The 17,138-nt window shown below is 72.9% G+C and carries 16 protein-coding genes; 9 read left to right on the top strand and 7 right to left on the bottom strand.

Annotated features, from left to right (window positions below; all coding sequences use genetic code 11):
- Positions 1-5 precede the first annotated feature (5 nt).
- Positions 6-1,676: a hypothetical protein gene (locus IE134_RS17515; protein ID WP_098895098.1), complete on the top strand. Its 1,671-nt coding sequence runs from the start codon at positions 6-8 to the stop codon at positions 1,674-1,676.
- Positions 1,677-1,755: 79 nt separating this feature from the next.
- Here IE134_RS17515 and IE134_RS17520 read toward each other — a convergent pair whose 3' ends face one another.
- Positions 1,756-3,255 (bottom strand): SCO1417 family PLP biosynthesis transcription factor, encoded by a 1,500-nt coding sequence (locus IE134_RS17520; protein ID WP_030722537.1) that lies wholly within the window; start codon positions 3,253-3,255, stop codon positions 1,756-1,758.
- Between the two features lie 102 nt (positions 3,256-3,357).
- Here IE134_RS17520 and yczE point away from each other — a divergent pair, with 102 nt between their 5' ends.
- From yczE to IE134_RS17540, 4 genes are all read left to right on the top strand, one after another.
- Positions 3,358-4,077, top strand: coding sequence for a membrane protein YczE (gene yczE, locus IE134_RS17525; RefSeq protein WP_030722535.1), 720 nt, complete (start codon positions 3,358-3,360; stop codon positions 4,075-4,077).
- Positions 4,074-4,835 carry a glycerophosphodiester phosphodiesterase family protein gene (locus tag IE134_RS17530; protein ID WP_030722532.1) on the top strand — a complete coding sequence of 254 codons (762 nt, stop codon included), beginning with the start codon at positions 4,074-4,076 and terminating at the stop codon, positions 4,833-4,835. The genes yczE and IE134_RS17530 overlap by 4 nt, the downstream gene beginning before the upstream one ends.
- Before the next feature lie 46 nt (positions 4,836-4,881).
- Positions 4,882-6,255, top strand: a complete 1,374-nt coding sequence (locus IE134_RS17535) for an MFS transporter (RefSeq protein WP_189431003.1) — start codon at positions 4,882-4,884, stop codon at positions 6,253-6,255.
- A 265-nt stretch (positions 6,256-6,520) separates the two neighbouring features.
- Positions 6,521-6,895 (top strand): RNA polymerase-binding protein RbpA, encoded by a 375-nt coding sequence (locus tag IE134_RS17540; protein WP_003959706.1) that lies wholly within the window; start codon positions 6,521-6,523, stop codon positions 6,893-6,895.
- A gap of 98 nt (positions 6,896-6,993) precedes the next feature.
- On the opposite strand, the gene fxsA is transcribed toward IE134_RS17540, so the two are convergent.
- The 4 genes from fxsA to IE134_RS17560 form a co-directional block, all read right to left on the bottom strand.
- On the bottom strand, positions 6,994-7,602 hold the full coding sequence (gene fxsA, locus IE134_RS17545; RefSeq protein WP_030722523.1) for an FxsA family membrane protein: 609 nt from the start codon (positions 7,600-7,602) through the stop codon (positions 6,994-6,996).
- 120 nt (positions 7,603-7,722) lie between these two features.
- A complete protein-coding gene (locus IE134_RS17550; RefSeq protein WP_030722520.1) occupies positions 7,723-8,490 on the bottom strand; it encodes a polyprenol monophosphomannose synthase in 768 nt (255 codons plus the stop codon).
- 483 nt (positions 8,491-8,973) lie between these two features.
- On the bottom strand, positions 8,974-10,620 hold the full coding sequence (locus IE134_RS17555) for an amidohydrolase (protein ID WP_126932292.1): 1,647 nt from the start codon (positions 10,618-10,620) through the stop codon (positions 8,974-8,976).
- A gap of 91 nt (positions 10,621-10,711) precedes the next feature.
- On the bottom strand, positions 10,712-11,152 hold the full coding sequence (locus IE134_RS17560; protein ID WP_010057405.1) for an Lrp/AsnC family transcriptional regulator: 441 nt from the start codon (positions 11,150-11,152) through the stop codon (positions 10,712-10,714).
- A 202-nt stretch (positions 11,153-11,354) separates the two neighbouring features.
- Between IE134_RS17560 and IE134_RS17565 the strand changes: the two genes are divergently transcribed.
- Positions 11,355-11,750 (top strand): hypothetical protein, encoded by a 396-nt coding sequence (locus IE134_RS17565; RefSeq protein WP_032787867.1) that lies wholly within the window; start codon positions 11,355-11,357, stop codon positions 11,748-11,750.
- 421 nt (positions 11,751-12,171) lie between these two features.
- Here IE134_RS17565 and IE134_RS17570 read toward each other — a convergent pair whose 3' ends face one another.
- Positions 12,172-13,344 carry an acyl-CoA dehydrogenase family protein gene (locus IE134_RS17570; protein ID WP_098016994.1) on the bottom strand — a complete coding sequence of 391 codons (1,173 nt, stop codon included), beginning with the start codon at positions 13,342-13,344 and terminating at the stop codon, positions 12,172-12,174.
- 385 nt (positions 13,345-13,729) lie between these two features.
- Here IE134_RS17570 and IE134_RS17575 point away from each other — a divergent pair, with 385 nt between their 5' ends.
- On the top strand, positions 13,730-15,004 hold the full coding sequence (locus IE134_RS17575) for a glycoside hydrolase family 18 protein (RefSeq protein WP_030722508.1): 1,275 nt from the start codon (positions 13,730-13,732) through the stop codon (positions 15,002-15,004).
- Between the two features lie 75 nt (positions 15,005-15,079).
- Here IE134_RS17575 and IE134_RS17580 read toward each other — a convergent pair whose 3' ends face one another.
- On the bottom strand, positions 15,080-15,232 hold the full coding sequence (locus tag IE134_RS17580) for an SCO1431 family membrane protein (RefSeq protein WP_106429802.1): 153 nt from the start codon (positions 15,230-15,232) through the stop codon (positions 15,080-15,082).
- A gap of 280 nt (positions 15,233-15,512) precedes the next feature.
- Between IE134_RS17580 and IE134_RS17585 the strand changes: the two genes are divergently transcribed.
- Both IE134_RS17585 and IE134_RS17590 read left to right on the top strand, forming a co-directional pair.
- Complete coding sequence (locus IE134_RS17585; protein WP_098016995.1) at positions 15,513-16,112, top strand: DinB family protein; 600 nt, start codon at positions 15,513-15,515, stop codon at positions 16,110-16,112.
- Between the two features lie 509 nt (positions 16,113-16,621).
- Positions 16,622-17,113, top strand: a complete 492-nt coding sequence (locus tag IE134_RS17590) for a hypothetical protein (RefSeq protein WP_030722503.1) — start codon at positions 16,622-16,624, stop codon at positions 17,111-17,113.
- The last annotated feature ends 25 nt before the right edge of the window (positions 17,114-17,138 follow it).

Consider the following 17,138-nt stretch of genomic DNA (forward strand, 5'->3'; position numbering starts at 1 on the left):
CCGACGTGGCCCGGCGACCACTCCCCCGCATTCTGAGCAGCGGCAGCGCTTCGATCACTCGCAGCAGAGAGATCGCGCGCACGGCCGCCGACAGTGCCACCGATGTCCTCCATCCGCTGATCACGGTGGTCCGCGGACTGCGGCTGCTGGCCGTGTCGGGCCGGCAGAAGTGGGTCGCCACCCCCAAGGAACGGCGTGGTCCCAAGCTGTTCCTCGGCGCGGCCTGCGTGCTGGTGGTGGCGCTCGTCCCGTACGGGCCGATCCTGGCCCTGATCACGGTGATGGGCGCTGCCGCGTGGAAGGGGCGGGAGCGGACCCCCGTGCGGACCGGGCCCGACGAGTCGGAGACCGCGCGCCTGCGGTCGCTGTACGAGGCGCTCGTGCCGTACTTCTCCACGGCCGACGACCCCGATCCGCTCTTCGCCCACGGAGGCGACTGGACGAAGGCCTTCGACGGGTACGCCTTCGATCAGGACGGGCGGCTCACCAGCCTCCGGATCTCCTACCCGGCGTACTTCACGGACGGCGAGGCAGCCGCCCGCTCCCGGATCGAGCAACTGCTCCACACCAAGTCCGGCCGGGGCCGCGAGTACCACTTCGGCTGGGACGAGGAGGCCAATCGCCTCGTCATGACCGTGCTGGACGCCCTCCCCACGACGATCGCCGCCCAGCGCTTCGTCGCCGCGCCCGGCGAGACGGTCCTCGGCTTCACCGACCCGGACTCCGTCTCGCGCACCGTCCCCGTGCGCGACGGCGACACCACGGTGGACGCCTCGCCGGTCGTCTGGCGGACCGGCGGCCGCTCCACCGAACCGCATCTGCTGGCCGTCGGACAGCCCGGCGGCGGCACCACGACCCTGGTCCGCTCGATCGCCCTGCAGGCCCTCCAGAACGGTGACGTGATCATCGTCGACGGCGGCGGGAGCGGTGAGTACGCCGCTCTCACCGGCAGGAACGGCGTCCTCGCCGTGGAGTCCGGCCTCGGCGGGGCGCTGGCCACCCTGGAGTGGGCGGCGCACGAGACGGAGCGCCGCCTGATCACCGCCAACCTGGCCCGCCAGAGCGGCCGCCCGGCGCCGGACGACATCCGCCGCCCGCTGTGGATTCTGCTGGACCGCCCCGGTGTCCTCGGTCATCTCGCGGCGGCCGACGGCAGGCCCGACCCGCAGGAGCTGCTGCGGATCCCGTTGCGGCACGGCCGGGCGGCCCAGGTCACCGTCGTGCTGGCCGAGCAGTTCGACGCGCTGGACACCCTCACCGAGACCGTCCGGACCCACACCCGCGCCCGCGCCGTCCTCGGGACGGCCTTCCCGGAGCAGATCGAGGCCGTCCTCGGCGCCGGACCGCACACCACTCCGCCGCCCGAGGTCCCCGCGGGCCGCGGTTACGTCCGGCTGGGCGCGGGCCCGGTCCTGCGGCTCCAGGTGCCCGCCACCCCGGACCCGTACGACGACGCCACGAGCGACGCGCACCGGCAGGCGGTGCTCGACCTGCTGCCCGGCCGGGGCGAGGCGATGGAGGCGGCGCCCGTGCCGGAGCCCGCCGACGAGGGTCCGGCGACGGCGCCGGTGCCCGTGGCCGCGGAGACGGCGGCCGTTCCGGTGGAGGCGATGGTCACCGAGGCACGGCCGGCCGAGCCGCTGGCGAAGGCGCAGCCGGCCGGCGCCGAGAGCTGATCCGGCGCACGCGAACAGCACGGCGGGCGGGGAGCGGGCCTGATGGCCCGCTCCCCGCCCGCCGCCGTCGTACCGGTCCTCAGGCCACGAAGGAACGCGGGGTGTCGGCCCCCGCACCCGCCCCGGAGCGCACCAGGTCCACCGCAGCGGCCAGGCGTACGGCCGCCTCGTCGGCGACCGGCCCGCTCACCGTGAACGGCAGCCGTACATAGCCCTCGAAGGCCCCGTCGACCCCGAAGCGGGGGCCCGACGGCACCCGGACGCCGACGCGCTCGCCCGCCACGGCCAGCCGCGACCCGGAGATGCCGCCGGTGCGCACCCACAGCGTCAGCCCGCCGCGCGGCACGGTGAACTCCCAGTCCGGCAGCTCCCGGCGCACCGCCTCGACCAGGGCGTCCCGGTTCTCCCGCGCCTGGCTCCGCCGGACCTCGACGGCCTGTTCCCAGCCGCCGGTGCCCATGAGCCAGTTGATGGCGAGCTGTTCCAGGACGGGCGTGCCCATGTCGGCGTAGGCGCGGGCGGCGACCAGGCTGCGGATGACGTCCGGGGCCGCGCGCACCCAGCCGATGCGCATGCCGGCCCAGAAGGCCTTGCTGGCCGATCCGACGGTCAGGACCGTGCTGCCGGCCGGGTCGAAGGCGCAGACCCGGCGCGGCATGTCGATGTCGGCGTCCAGGCGGAGTTCGTTCATGGTCTCGTCGACGACCAGGACCGTTCCGGCGGACCGGGCCGCCTCCACCAGGTCGCGGCGCTGCTGCTCGTCGGCGAGCGCGCCGGTGGGGTTGTGGAAGTCGGCGACCACATAGGCGAGCCGGGGCGCGGCGTCCCGCAGCACCTGGCGCCAGCGGTTCATGTCCCAGCCGCCGAGCCCCTCCTGCATCGCGACCGGGACGAGGCGGGCGCCGGTCTCGCGCATCAGCTGGAGGATGTTGGCGTAACTGGGGGACTCGACCGCGATCCGTTCGCCGCGGCCGGCGAAGAGGTGGCAGATCGCGTCGATGGCGCCCATCGCGCCGGTGGTGACCATGATCTGTTCGGGCATGGTCGGGATGCCGAGGGCGGTGTAGCGGTCGGCGATCATCTGCCGCAGGGCGGGCAGTCCGGCCGGGTAGTCGCCGTGCGTGTGGGCGTACGGCGGCAGTTCCTCCAGCGCCCCCTGGACCGCCCGGGTCAGCCAGGGCTCGGGCGCGGGCAGGGCCGCGCAGCCCAGGTCGATCATCGAACCGAGCGACTCCGGCGGCAGCGGTTCGAGGCCGCGGGCGGGCAGCGGGTTGCCGGCCGGGACGGCGGTCCAGCTGCCCGCGCCGCGCCGGGACTCCAGGAAGCCTTCGGCGCGCAGGGCCTCGTAGGCGGCGGCGACGGTCGTACGGCTCACCGACAGCGCGAGGGCCAGTTCGCGTTCGGCGGGGAGCCGGGCGGCGACCGGAACGCGGCCTTCCAGGACGAGCAGCCGTACGCCGTCGGCGAGCGCGCGGTAAGCGGGCGGCTTGCGGCCGCCAGGTCCGGTGGGCCGGGCCTGCTGCGACCGGAGCTGCCGGGCGAGCTGGGCCGCTCCCACCGTCGATGTCCACTGCGCCATCGAAATCAGTCCACCTTCCTCGAATTGGCCATAGTTGGTGGCCGATCCCCTGCCACAGAGTGACATGAAGCAGTCCACCACCACTACATCAGGGGGCACAACGTGGCCAGGACCACCGACCGGAGCACCACTCATCTCCCCCGGCGGCTGGTCCAGCTGTACGTCGGTCTGGCGCTGTACGGGGCGAGCTCGGCACTCCTGGTGCGCGCGGGGCTGGGTCTGGAGCCGTGGGGTGTGCTGCACCAGGGCCTCGCGGAGCGGACCGGGATCTCGATCGGCGTGGTGTCGATCATCGTGGGGGCGGTGGTGCTGCTCCTGTGGATCCCGCTGCGGCAGCGGCCGGGGCTCGGCACCGTCTCGAACGTCTTCGTGGTCGGTCTGGCGATGGACGGGACGCTCGCGGTGGTCGGCGATCTGGACGCGCTCGGCGTCCGCATCCCGGTGATGGTGCTCGGCATCGTCCTCAACGGTGTGGCGACCGGGCTGTACATCGCGGCCCGGTTCGGCCCCGGTCCCCGGGACGGCCTGATGACCGGGCTGAACCAGATCACCGGCCGCTCGATCCGGCTGGTCCGCACGGCCATCGAGGTGGCGGTCGTGGTGACCGGCTTCCTGCTGGGCGGTTCGCTGGGGGCGGGCACGGTGCTGTACGCGCTGGCCATCGGCCCGCTGGCCCAGCTCTTCCTGCGGCTGTTCGCGCTCCCCGAGGCTTCCGGCCCGGGTGCCGTCGTCGCCTCGGGCGAGCCGTCCACCCCCGCGCCGGCCGCCGGTTCCGGGCCCGTTGCCGCTCCGACGTCCGGGCAGGCCATACTGCCGCAGTGAATCCGAGCCACCCCTATCTCGACCACCCGACGCCGATCGCCTTCGCCCATCGCGGCGGGGCGGCGGACGGTGTGGAGAACACCGTGACCGCCTTCCGCCGGGCGTCGGACGCGGGCTACCGCTACTTCGAGACCGATGTCCACACCACGGCGGACGGCCGGCTGGTCGCCTTCCACGACGCGACGCTGGACCGGGTCACCGACGCCCGGGGCCGGATCGCCGAGCTGCCCTGGAGCGAGGTGAGCCGGGCGCGGGTCGGCGGCAGTGAACCGCTCCCGCTCTTCGAGGAGCTGCTGGAGGAGTTCCCCGAGGCCCGCTGGAACGTGGACCTTAAGGCCGAATCGGCGCTGGAGCCGCTGCTCGGGCTGATCCGCCGGACCGATGCCTGGGACCGGATCTGTGTCGGCTCGTTCTCGGAGGCGCGAGTGGCCCGCGCACAGCGCCTGGCGGGCCCCCGGCTGGCCACGTCGTACGGGGTGCGGGGCGTTCTGGCGCTGCGGCTGCGTTCGTACGGGATCCCGGCGCCGCTGCGGGCGGGTGCGGTGTGCGCCCAGGTCCCCGAGCGGCAGGGCCCCGTCCCGGTGGTGGACGCCCGCTTCGTCCGCACCGCGCACGCGCTGGGACTCCAGGTGCACGTCTGGACGGTGAACGAACCGGAGCGGATGGCGGCGCTCCTGGACCTCGGAGTGGATGGCATCATGACCGATCACATCGAGACGCTGCGTACGGTGCTGAGCGAGCGGGGGGCCTGGTCCTGACGCCCGGTCCGTCCACGTCCACCGGGGACGAGCGAGGGGACGCGGGATGAGCACGGGGACAGCGGGGAAGGCCGATCCGCCGGGGCAGCCTCCGGACGGCACGACGGCCGCCGCCCGCAAGCGTGAGCAGCAGGGCTGGTACTTCTACGACTTCGCGTGCTCCGTCTACTCCACCAGCGTGCTGACCGTCTTCCTCGGTCCGTATCTGACGTCGATCGCCAAGGCCGCGGCGGACCCGGACGGTTTCGTGCACCCGCTGGGCATACCCGTGCGCGCGGGCTCGCTGTTCGCGTACTCCGTCTCCGCGTCCATCGTGGTGGCCGTGATCCTGATGCCGATCGTGGGCGCGGCGGCGGACTGTACGGGGCGCAAGAAGCCGCTGCTGGCGGCGGCCGCGTACACCGGGGCGGCGGCGACGGCCGGGATGTTCTTCCTGGACGGCCACCGCTACCTGCTGGGCGCGTTCCTGCTGATCGTGGCGAACGCGTCGATCTCCGTGTCGATGGTTCTGTACAACGCGTATCTGCCGCAGATCTCCGAGCCGGAGGAGCGCGACGCGGTCTCCTCGCGCGGCTGGGCCTTCGGCTACACCTCGGGCGCCCTCGTCCTGGTCCTCAACCTGATCCTGTACACCGGCCACGACTCCTTCGGCCTCGCGGAGTCCGACGCGGTGCGGATCTGTCTGGCCTCGGCCGGTGTGTGGTGGGGCGCGTTCACCCTCGTACCGCTGCGCCGGCTGCGCGACCGCCGGGTGCGGCCGGACGGCGAGGGGGCGGTCGGCTCCGGCTGGAAGCAGCTGCGGGCCACCCTGCGCGACATGCGGCGCCACCCGCTCACGCTCTCGTTCCTGCTGGCCTATCTCGTCTACAACGACGGGATCCAGACGGTGATCTCGCAGGCCTCGCTGTACGGCTCCGAGGAGCTGGGCCTGGACCAGACGACGCTGATCGTCGCGGTGCTGCTGGTGCAGATCCTGGCGGTGGCGGGGGCGCTCGGCATGGGGCGGCTCGCCCGGACGTACGGCGCGAAGCGCACGATTCTGGGATCGCTGATCGTGTGGACCCTGATCCTGCTCTCCGCCTATCTGCTGCCCGCCGACGCGCCGGTGTTCTTCTTCGTCCTTGCGGCGGCGATCGGCCTGGTGCTGGGCGGGAGCCAGGCCCTGTCCCGGTCGCTGTTCTCGCATCTGGTGCCGCGCGGCAAGGAGGCGGAGTACTTCTCCGCGTACGAGATGAGCGACCGCGGACTGAGCTGGCTGGGGCCCCTGGTGTTCGGTCTGGCGTACCAGCTGACCGGCAGCTACCGGGACGCGATCATCTCGCTGGTGGCGTTCTTCGCCCTGGGCGCGGTGCTGCTCGCGCGGGTCCCGGTGAGGCGTGCGGTGGAGGCCGCGGGCAACCCCGTGCCGGAACGGATTTAGACGTTGAAGTCAAAGGCCGGTAGTATACGTCTTTGGCCTGCCCGGAGGACCGTTACTGCCAGTGGAAACGGCTCAACCGTTGAGTGACAACATCCACCAGAGGTGACAAACCGGGCATGGGCGGGTACTCAACCCAGATAAAGCAGCGGCACGACGGGCGACGTATGACCCGCAACGGGAATCTTTACCGCCGACCGGACGTTGACCGGATGACGACGACAGCGACATTTTGTCCTGTGGGCGACAAGCCCGGGAGGCACGATTCATGAGTGAGCGAGCTCTCCGCGGCACGCGACTTGTGGTTACCAGCTACGAGACGGACCGCGGCATCGATCTGGCCCCGCGCCAGGCGGTGGAGTACGCATGCCAGAACGGACATCGATTTGAGATGCCGTTCTCGGTAGAGGCAGAGATTCCGCCGGAGTGGGAGTGCAAGGCGTGCGGCGCCCAGGCACTCCTGGTGGACGGGGACGGCCCCGAAGAGAAGAAGGGCAAGCCGGCGCGCACGCACTGGGACATGCTCATGGAGCGGCGCACCCGCGAGGAGCTGGAAGAGGTGCTGGCCGAGAGGCTGGCGGTTCTCCGTTCCGGAGCCATGAACATCGCCGTGCACCCGCGGGACAGCAGGAAGTCTGCCTGACCGCGTAGCACCGCACCGCACAGCAGCACAGCACCAAGAGCCGCGGGCCGTGACACAGAACATGTGTCACGGCCCGCGGCTCTTGTGCGTACGCGCCCTCAGGGCGTGAGGGGCGGGCGAGGCCCCTGGGGGTCGTCGTCGGGCCCGCCGGACGCCCGGGGGCCGTCATCGCGGATGACCTCGCCCTGGACGACCTTTCCGTCCGGGCGGTGCATCCGGGCCTGCTGGAACGCGTCCCCCAGGCTGCCGGGCGTCGCGGCCCGCATCCGGCGTTCGAGCGAGCGCTCCGCGTAACGGCTGATCATGGTGCGCACCGGCGGGACCAGCAGGAGCAGTCCGGCCGCGTCCGAGATCAGTCCGGGGATCAGGAGCAGCAGCCCGCCCAGCATCAGCAGCCCGTTGCCCCGGGTGCCCTTGCCGCCCGCGGGGGCCTCCGGCGGCGTGGCGGGGGCGCCGGGCTGTCCCGGCATCTGCTGGAGGGTCTCGGTGAGGTTCTTGAAGGCGCGCCGGCCGGCGCTCTTGATGACCACGGCGCCGAGCACGGCTCCGGCCACCAGGATCAGCAGGACCGTGAGGCCGCCCGCGGCCGAGGCGACCAGGGTCAGGAGCCAGATCTCCAGGACCAGCCAGGCGGCCAGGGCCAGCGGCAGGAATCTACGGGCGCGCGAGCGCCGGGGACGGGTCGGGGGCGGAGTGCCGGTCGTCATGCCCCCAGTGTGCCCGTAACGGCGTGCAATCGGCGTAAGAGGGTGATCATGAAGCGGACCGGCCTGGCGGGCAACCGGGCGCGGGTCCCGGCGCCGCCCTCGGCCGCGGGCCCCGGGGTGTCAGAGGGTCTTGCGGCCCAGGACCTTGTTCGCGCGGGAGGTGATGCCCCAGCCGGTGACCCGCCAGAGCGCCTCGACGAGGATGTCCCGGCTCATCTTCGAGTCGCCGATCTCCCGGTCGACGAAGGTGATGGGGACCTCGACCACGTGATAGCCCGCCTCGACCGCGCGGCGGGCGAGGTCCACCTGGAAGCAGTAGCCCTGCGAGGCGACCTCGCCGAGCCCGAGGCCGTTCAGCGTCTCGGTGCGGAAGGCGCGGTAGCCGCCGGTGACGTCCCGGACGGAGAGGCCGAGGGCGAGCCGGGAGTAGAGGCTGCCGCCGCGCGAGATGACCTCGCGGCTCTTGGGCCAGTTGACCACGCGGCCGCCGGGCACCCAGCGGGAGCCCAGGACCAGGTCGGCGCCCTTGAGCGCGGTGAGCAGCCGGGGCAGCTCCTCGGGCTGGTGGGAGCCGTCGGCGTCCATCTCGACGAGGACGCCGTAGCCGTGCTCGGAGCCCCAGGCGAAGCCCGCGAGGTAGGCGGCGCCGAGCCCTTCCTTGCCCTTGCGGTGCAGGACGTGGACCTGGTCGTCGGCCGCCGCGATCTCGTCGGCCGCCTTGCCGGTGCCGTCGGGGCTGTTGTCGTCGGCCACCAGGATGTCGGCGTCCGGGACGGCGGTGCGCACCCGGTCGACGATCGGCTTGATGTTCTCGACCTCGTTGTAGGTCGGAATGATCACCAGAACCTTGCCGAGCGGGCCGAACTGCCTCTGACCGCCGTCGTTCACTACTGCCCCTTAGAGTCCGAACACAGGGGGACACCATATCCAGCGCACCGGCCGGAAGGTCGCGCCCCCACGGGGGAACTGCGGATCGGGGCCCGGCGCCCTTCGGGCCGACCTGGGACCCGCTGGCTGCGGGTCGACCGAAAGCCGTTGTCTACTGAACGTCCGGGCCCCACCCGGATCCCACCCTCCGCCGGCTGAATCCTTCCCTCGCCCCCGAGGCGCGGGCGCTGAACCTGGCTGTCAGCGGTGGTGCGCCGGTGCGGCACACCGCCTCATGACCCAGCGGCGTTCGACGACTGCGTGGAGGTTTAACCGGTCGGACGTCCTGTGGTGGACCCGGCCGAACCTACCGGCCCGTGGGCGCTTTCTGTCAACACCTGTGCGACCTGCGACTTTTTGCGAAATGGCCTGGTCAGTGCCGAAGGGGCGCAGGTCGTGGACCGGTGATCGGGCCATCGATCGGCGGTACGAAATGTCCCGACGTCACTCGTTCGGTCGCACGTAGACCGTTTGTCCGAGGACCACGGTCCGCAGGCAGACGGGGAGGTCGGCGCCGGGCGTCAGGTCCGGCAGGCCGGGCGTGCCGGACCGGGGGTCGGTGGACCAGCGGGCGACCCGGTCGTCGGGGGCCTGGACCAGCAGTTCGGAGCTCCGCCAGACGGCGTAGTCGGCGGGGGCGCCGGGCACCAGGAGGCCCGCGTCGTCGCGACCGATGGCGCGCCAGCCGCCCCGGGTGTGGGCGGTGAACCCGGCGCGGACCGAGACGCGGTGCTCCGGGGTGCGGTGGTGGGCGGCGGCCCGCACGGTGCCCCAGGGGTCGAGCGGGGTGACGGGGCTGTCGGAGCCGAAGGCGAGCGGCACTCCGGCGCGCAGCAGCGCGGCGTACGGGTTGAGGGAGGCGGCCCGCTCCGCGCCGAGGCGGTCGGCGTACATGCCGTCCGGGCCGCCCCAGGCGGCGTCGAAAGCGGGCTGGACGGAGGCGGTGAGGCCCAGCTCCGCGAAGGCGGCGATCGTCTCGGGGGTGAGCATCTCGGCGTGTTCGACGCGGTGCCGGGCTGCCCGGATCCGGTCGAGGCCGAGCGTCCCGGCGGCGGCCCTGACCCCGTCCACCACGGCGGTGACCGCTGCGTCGCCGATGGCGTGGAAGCCCGCCTGGAGGCCCGCCTCGGTGCAGGCGGTGACATGGGCGGCGATCCGGGCGGCGTCCAGGTGGGCGGTGCCGGTGTGCGGGGCGTCCGTGTAGGGCTGGTGGAGGCAGGCGGTGTGCGAGCCGAGGGAGCCGTCGACGAACAGGTCTCCGGCCGCGCCGATCGCGCCGAGTTCGCGGATGCGACGGGCGTCCTTCTCGTCCGCGATCTCCTCGGCCCACAAGCCGAAGACTCGGGGGCCGGGCCGCTCGGCGGCGAGGGCGAGGAGCGCGGTGAAGTCCTCCTCGTCGGAGATCTCGGGCCCGCCGCACTCGTGGACGCTGCCGATGCCGAGGGAGGCGGCGTGGTCGAGGGCGGCGCGCTGGGCGGCGGCCCGCTGGGCGGCCGGGAGCGCGTTGTGGGCGGCGGCCCGCACCGCATGGTGGGCGTCGCCGGTCAGCGGCCCGTCCGGGTGATACCCGCTCATCGCGGTGACGCCGGGGACCAGGTCCAGCAGGGCCGTCGTGACGACCGCGGAGTGCACGTCGATGCGGGGCAGGTAGAGGGCCCGGCCGCCGGCCGCCTCGTCGAGCTCGGCGCGCGAGGGGTGCCGCCGCTCGGGCCAGCGGGCGGCGTCCCAGCCGTGTCCGAGCAGGACATCCCCGGGGGCGCGGCCGCGGCCGAACGCCCGGACGAGGCCGAGCGCCTCGGACAGGGTGCGGGCGCCCGAGAGGTCGAGCCCGGTCAGGGCCAGTCCGGTGGCGGTGGTGTGCACATGGGCGTCGGTGAACGCCGGGGTGACCAGGGCGCCTTCGAGGTCGACCACCTCGTCCACACCGCTCGCGAAGGCGTCGGCGGCCCCTTCGGACCCCACCCAGGCGACGTGCCCGCGTTCGACGACCATCGCGGTGGCGAACGGGTCGGCGGGGCTGTGGACGTCTCCGCCGCGCAACAGGACGGTGCGGTGGTCGGGGGTGCTCTGGGGGGCGGTGCTCTGGCTCATGGGACCAGTCTCGCGCCTGGCGACGGCCGCCCGGACCGCGGCCCCCTCCGGAGGGACGGGGTCCCGGACCCGACCCCGGGGCTCCGCGGCTTCAGATCCGCGGCGGCCGGGCCTCGTACGGGGTGGACAGGACGACGGTGGTCCGGGTGGACACGCCGGCGAGCGTACGGATCCGGGTGAGCAGGTGCTCCAGCTCCAGCGGGGTCGCCACCCGCACCTTGAGGATGTAGTTCTCGTCTCCGGCGACGCTGTGGCAGGCCTCCAGTTCGGGCACCCCGGCGAGCCGTTCGGCGATGTCGTCGGGGGCGCTCGGGTCGAACGGCTTCACCGAGATGAACGCGGTGAGGGGCAGCCCGACGGCCTCGGGGTCGACGACCGCGGCATAGCCGCGGATCACCCCGCGCTGCTCCAGCCTGCGGACACGCTGATGAACCGCCGACGTGGACAGGCCCGTGGCCTTGCCCAGGTCGGTGTAGCTCATCCGCCCGTCCTTGACGAGCAACTCAACGATCTGACGGTCCAGCTCCTCCATGCGGATCAACCTATGGCCCCGGGCACCGCTCGGCACAGTCGCGCGGCTCACGGAACGGCACCTGCGGGCGGCATGTGACGAACGCCACAGGTTCGCGGGTCGGTTGCGGGCCGCCTCGCGGTTATCGGCCACGCGCGGCGGGAAGTGCTTGCTGTGGCCGAGGCCGTGTCGCCTTGTCGGCCCACCCGAGGGGGGAATTTCCATGCAGAGCCTGAAGCTCACCGAACGTACCGAACCGGAGCCTGTCGATCCGGACGACGACGGCTTTGACGCGTACGACATGTTCGAGATGGTCCGGGTGATCTGCCCGGACTGCGCCCAGCCCATCGCGCTGCTGGCCGACGAGGACGTCCTGCCGGAGCACGCCCGGTGCCCCACACCGTGGAACCCCTTCGTGCTCACCGTCTGCGCCGGGACCGGCCGCGGCGCGAGCGAGGCCCGGCCCGCGGACGAGACGCTGGAGCTCCAGGAGCAGGAGGCCGGGCTGCTGCTGACGCTCCCCCAGGGCCTCGACTGGCGGATGCAGCCCTTCTCGCACGCCGGAGGTCCCGGTTCCCGCCCGCTGCGCGTGCCGCGGATGCGGCGCGAGGCCGCCTGACCCGCACCCCGTACGCCCTGCCCAGCACCACGACGGCCCGCCGCCGTGGTGCCCGCGGCTCCCCGCCCGCAGGCCCGGTTCGTGGGCCCCCGCGAACGGGCGCTCGAATCGGCGGGGCAGTGACCCCGGCCCGCCCCACGGCGTTGGCCCCGTATGACCACGCTGCATTCACCACTCGGTACGGGTCGCCGCCGGCTCGCCGCACCCGCCCCAGAAGAATCGGTTCCGCAGCCGGGAGCACCCGCTCGGCCGCTGCCCCGCTCCACGGGGAACTCGCCCATGGGCGCCCCCGTGGATCCACCGATCTACAGCGCGCTGCTCAGACAGTGGGAGAGCGCCGGCAGAACCGTGCCGGGGCGCCGCGACCCGGAGTGGACCCAGGCCGCGGCCCTCCCCGCATGGTCGGAGGGACCGCTGCGGTTCAGCGCGTCTCGGGACCCGCGAGGTGGCGTGCGATGACCATGCGCTGAATCTGGTTGGTGCCCTCCACGATCTGGAGCACCTTCGCCTCGCGCATCAGCCGTTCGGCCGGGAAGTCGAGCGTGTAGCCGTACCCCCCGAGCACCTGGACGGCGTCGGTGGTCACCCGCATGGCCGCGTCCGTGCAGAACAGCTTCGCCATGGCGGCCTGCCGGGAGAAGGGCTCCCCCGCGTCCCGCAGGCGTGCCGCCTCCAGATACAGCGCCCGGCCGGCCTCGATCTGGGTGGCCATGTCGGCGAGCATGAACCGCAGCCCCTGGAAGTCCGCGATGGGGCGGCCGAACTGGCGCCGGTCGGTGGCGTAGCGGACGGCCTCGTCCAGGGCGGCCTGGGCGACCCCGATGGCACACGCGGCGATGCCGAGCCGCCCGGAGTCGAGGGCGGACAGGGCGATGGCGAAGCCCTGGCCCTCCTCGCCGATGCGCCGGTCGTCGCCGACCCGTACGCCGTCGAAGTGGAGCTGGGCGGTGGGCGAGCCCTTCATCCCCATCTTCTTCTCGGGGAGAGCGGCGTTCAGCCCCTCGGCGTCGCCGGGGACGAGGAAGGCCGTGATGCCGCGGGCACCCTCGACGCCGGTCCTGGCCAGCACGGTGCAGAAGTCCGCGACCCCGCCGTGGGTGATCCACGCCTTGGTCCCGGTGATGACCCAGTCGTCCCCGTCCCGTACGGCCTTGGTGCGCAGCGAGGCGGCGTCGGAGCCGGAGGCGGGCTCGGAGAGGCAGTAGGCGCCCAGCAGGCCGCCGGAGAGCATCGCCGGGAGGTGCGCGGCCCGCTGCTCGTCGGTGCCGTATCCGGCGAGTGCGTGGCAGGCGAGGGAGTGGACGCTGACGCCGAGTCCCACGGTGAGCCGGGCGGCGGCCAGTTCCTCCAGGACCTGGAGGTAGACCTCGTAGGGCTGGTCACCGCCGCCGTGGTCGGAGCCGTACGGGAGTCCGAGGAGTCCGGACTCGGACAGGAGGGTGAAGACCTCGCGGGGGAAGACGCCCGCTTCCTCCTCCTCGGCCGCCCGGGGAGCGATCTCCTTGGACACGATGTCGCGGACGAGCGCGACGAGCTGCCGGGACTCCTCGGTGGGCAGACGGCGTTCCACCGGCTGCGGGGCACGGTCGGACATGACGGCGCTCTCCTCCCTGTCGGGCGTTGCGGCGGTCGCGCGCTCGGGGTGGGAGAGGCGCCGCCGGGTGATCTCCCGGAGGTGATCCCGGGAAAAACAGACTGCGCAGCCGATCCTGCCCTCCCGGGTCACGGGTGGCGCGGTCATCGGCTGTGGCGGGTTGAGTATGCCCGATCGGACGCCTTCCGTCACGGGGGCAAAGGGCAGGTCGGAGGCGTGAAGAGGGCGGAAACGATCAGTGAATTGGTCCGAACCATTGACCCAAGTGGTCTAGTCCTTCTACGGTTCCCCCCAACGCCAACCGCGTTCATGTCAAACCGGGCGCACCTGCCCGGAGTTCGGCCAGCACCCCCCACGCACCAGCCCTCCCCCACGAGGAGCCACGATGCTCACGCTGCACCGTCCCCGCGCCCGGCTCCGGGCGCTCGCCGCGGCCGCCTGTACGGCGGCCCTCGGCGCCACCCTGCTCGGCGTCGCGGGCACGTCCCCGGCCGGCGCGACCCCCACCGCCCGGCCCGAAGCCGCCGCCGCGAAGGAGGCCGCCCCCACGGCCGCCGCGGGCGGCAAGGTGATCGGATACTTCACCAACTGGGGTACGTACGACCGCAATTACCACGTCAAGAACATCGAGACGTCGGGTTCCGCGGACAAGCTGACCCACATCAACTACGCCTTCGGCAACGTGACCGGCGGCAAGTGCCAGATCGGCGACTCCTACGCCGACTACGAGAAGGCCTACACCGCCGAGGAGTCGGTCGACGGGGTCGCCGACACCTGGGACCAGGAACTGCGGGGCAACTTCAACCAGTTGCGCAAGCTGAAGAAGCTCCACCCCGACCTCAAGGTCCTGTGGTCCTTCGGCGGCTGGAGCTGGTCCGGCGGCTTCGGTGAGGCCGCGCAGAACCCGGCCGCGTTCGCGAAGTCCTGCTACGACCTGGTGGAGGACACCCGCTGGGCCGATGTCTTCGACGGCATCGACATCGACTGGGAGTACCCCAACGCCTGCGGGCTCACCTGTGACACCAGCGGCCGCGACGCGTACGGCAACCTGCTGGGCGAGCTGCGCAAGGCCTTCGGGAACGACAACCTGATCACCTCGGCGATCACCGCGGACGGCTCCGACGGCGGCAAGATCGACGCGGTGGACTACGCGGGGGCGGCGAAGCACCTCGACTGGTACCTGCCGATGACGTACGACTTCTTCGGCGCGTTCGCGGCGCAGGGCCCGACGGCCCCGCACTCCCCGCTGACCTCCTACCCGGGCATCCCGTCGGAGGGCTTCAACTCCGACGCCGCGATCTCCAAGCTGAAGGGGCTGGGCATCCCGTCGGAGAAGCTGCTGCTGGGCATCGGTTTCTACGGCCGCGGCTGGACCGGCGTCACGCAGTCCGAGCCGGGCGGCAGCGCGACGGGCGCCGCGCCGGGTACGTACGAGGCGGGCATCGAGGACTACAAGGTCCTCAAGGACAGCTGCCCGGCCACGGGCAAGGTCGCGGGCACGGCGTACGCGCACTGCGGGAGCAACTGGTGGAGCTACGACACCCCGGAGACCATCGGCACCAAGATGACCTACAAGAACGAGCAGGGCCTCGGCGGCACGTTCTTCTGGGAGCTGAGCGGTGACACGACGAACGGCGAGCTGATCCAGGCGATCGACTAGCCGGCCGCGCGGCTGTGGGGGGTGGCGGTTCGCCACCCCCCACAGCCGTTTCCGTCGGCAGTTCTCCCAGCAGGCCTAGAGCAGGCCGATCTGGGTGACGAGCATCGCGAACACGACGACGAAGGCCCAGCCGGCGATGTGCTCCATCAGCTTCGAGCCGTCCTCGGGGCCACCGGTACGGGCCCGGCGGGCGTGGTGGGCGTTTCCTGCGGCGCTGGTCGCGGTCATGGGCGTCTCGCTCTTCGTACGGCTGCGGCAGGGGCCCCGCCCCCTGGTGACCCGACCAGCGTGCCAGCGCCCGGGCCCGGACAGAACGAGATCCCGGTCACGGCGCGATGTGGCCCGGGCGACGGGAGCGGTACCGCTCCCCCGTCACGGCACGGAAAAGCCGCCGCGCGGGGGGCGCGGCGCCGGGGTCCGCTGTGGGCGACGCCACAGCGTGCCGCTCCGGAGACCCGGCCCGCGAAATCCCGGTGAACCCGGTCGGGGGGCCCGACATGCTGGGTCCATGAACGCATCAGCCCCCAAGGACATCCTCCGTCTCTACCTGCAGAACGCCCGTGACGCCCTGCTCTGGAAGCTCGACGGGCTCTCGGAGTACGACATCCGCCGCCCCCTCACGCCCACCGGCACCAATCTGCTGGGCCTGGTCAAGCATGTGGCGAGCGTCGAACTCGGCTACCTCGGCGACACCTTCGGGCGGCCATCCGGAGAGGCGCTGCCCTGGGTCGCGGAGGGCGCCGAGGCCAACGCGGACATGTGGGCCACCCCCGAGGAGTCGCGCGAGCAGATCGTGGGCCTCTACCGGCGGGCGTGGGCGCACGCGGACGCGACGCTCGACGCGCTGGAGCTGGACACGGTCGGCCGGGTGCCCTGGTGGCCGGCCGGCCGCGACGACGTGACGCTGCTGCACGCCGTCGTCCGCGTGACCGGCGATACGCACCGGCACGCCGGACACGCGGACATCCTGCGCGAACTCATCGACGGGGCCGTCGGGATGAACCAGGCCAACACCAGCGTCCCGCCGGGCGACGCCGCGTACTGGGCAGGCCACCGGGAGCGGCTGGAGCGGGCCGCCGTGGCCGCCGGGAAGAAGCACGAGGGCTGAGTTCCCGGCGGGGGGCCGAGACCTCGCGGGGTGGCCGGGACTGCGGTCGGCCTGCGGGGTCGGGTCTCGGGCACCGGCTCGGTGCCGGGCTCTTTTCCGGATCCGGACACTGCGGGAACTTTTTCGGCCATCCGGCCGACTACTGCCCCATGGGAAGAGACCGCGGCACCGAGCCGCACGCCGCACCCCCCGCCGAGCCTTCTGAGGTGCCTGGGGCGTGTCGTTCGGATCAGGTCGGATCAGGGAGCGGGGTCCGGTGCGTGCAGCTGCAAGGCGGAGGATTGAGGCAACGCGGAGCGTTGGTGATTGACGACAACGCCGCAGATGCGCGTGCCGGGGCCCGCGAGCCCGACCTGATCCGAACGACACGCCCCAGCTACCTTGTCTCCATGCGTGCACCGGGCGGCCTGCCGAGGCGAGCGGCCAGGGGCCTGCTCTGCGGCTCGGCGTGCCTGGCCCTCGGTGCCGCGAGCCACGTCGCGGCGGGCGGGCGGCTGCCCGGCGCGGGGGTGCTCGCGGTCCTGTTCCTCGCCCTGACCCTGCAGGGCGCCCTGCTGCTCGGCGGGCGGAAGCGGCGCTTCGACGTCGTGGTCCTGGCGCTCGGGGCGACCCAGTTCGCCCTGCACAACGCGTTCCACTTCCTCCCTGCGCCCGGTGGCGGCACGCACCCCGGGATGCCCGCCGGGCACGGGCACGGGCCCCAGCACCACATGACCGGGGCGTCCGGGGACCCCGGGGCCACGCATGCCATGGACGCCGGCATGATCCTGGCCCACGCGGCGGCCACGCTGGGGTCGGCCCTCTGCGTGCTGTACGGGGAGCGGGTGCTGCGCCGCCTCGGCGCGCTGCTCGCCCCGCGCGTCGTCCTCCGGTCCGCCCCGTCGCTCCCCTGCCCGCCCCGGTCGCGCCCGGTGCCGCCGGTGGTGGTGCGGATCCGGTTCGGGGCGCTCCTCGCCCGGTCCCGGTGCCGGCGCGGGCCGCCCGTGGCGGCCTCCGCCTGACCTCTCCCCTCACCTGCCCCGACGC

Origin of the sequence: Streptomyces rubiginosohelvolus (assembly GCF_014649875.1) — a bacterium.
Lineage (GTDB): Bacteria > Actinomycetota > Actinomycetes > Streptomycetales > Streptomycetaceae > Streptomyces > Streptomyces rubiginosohelvolus.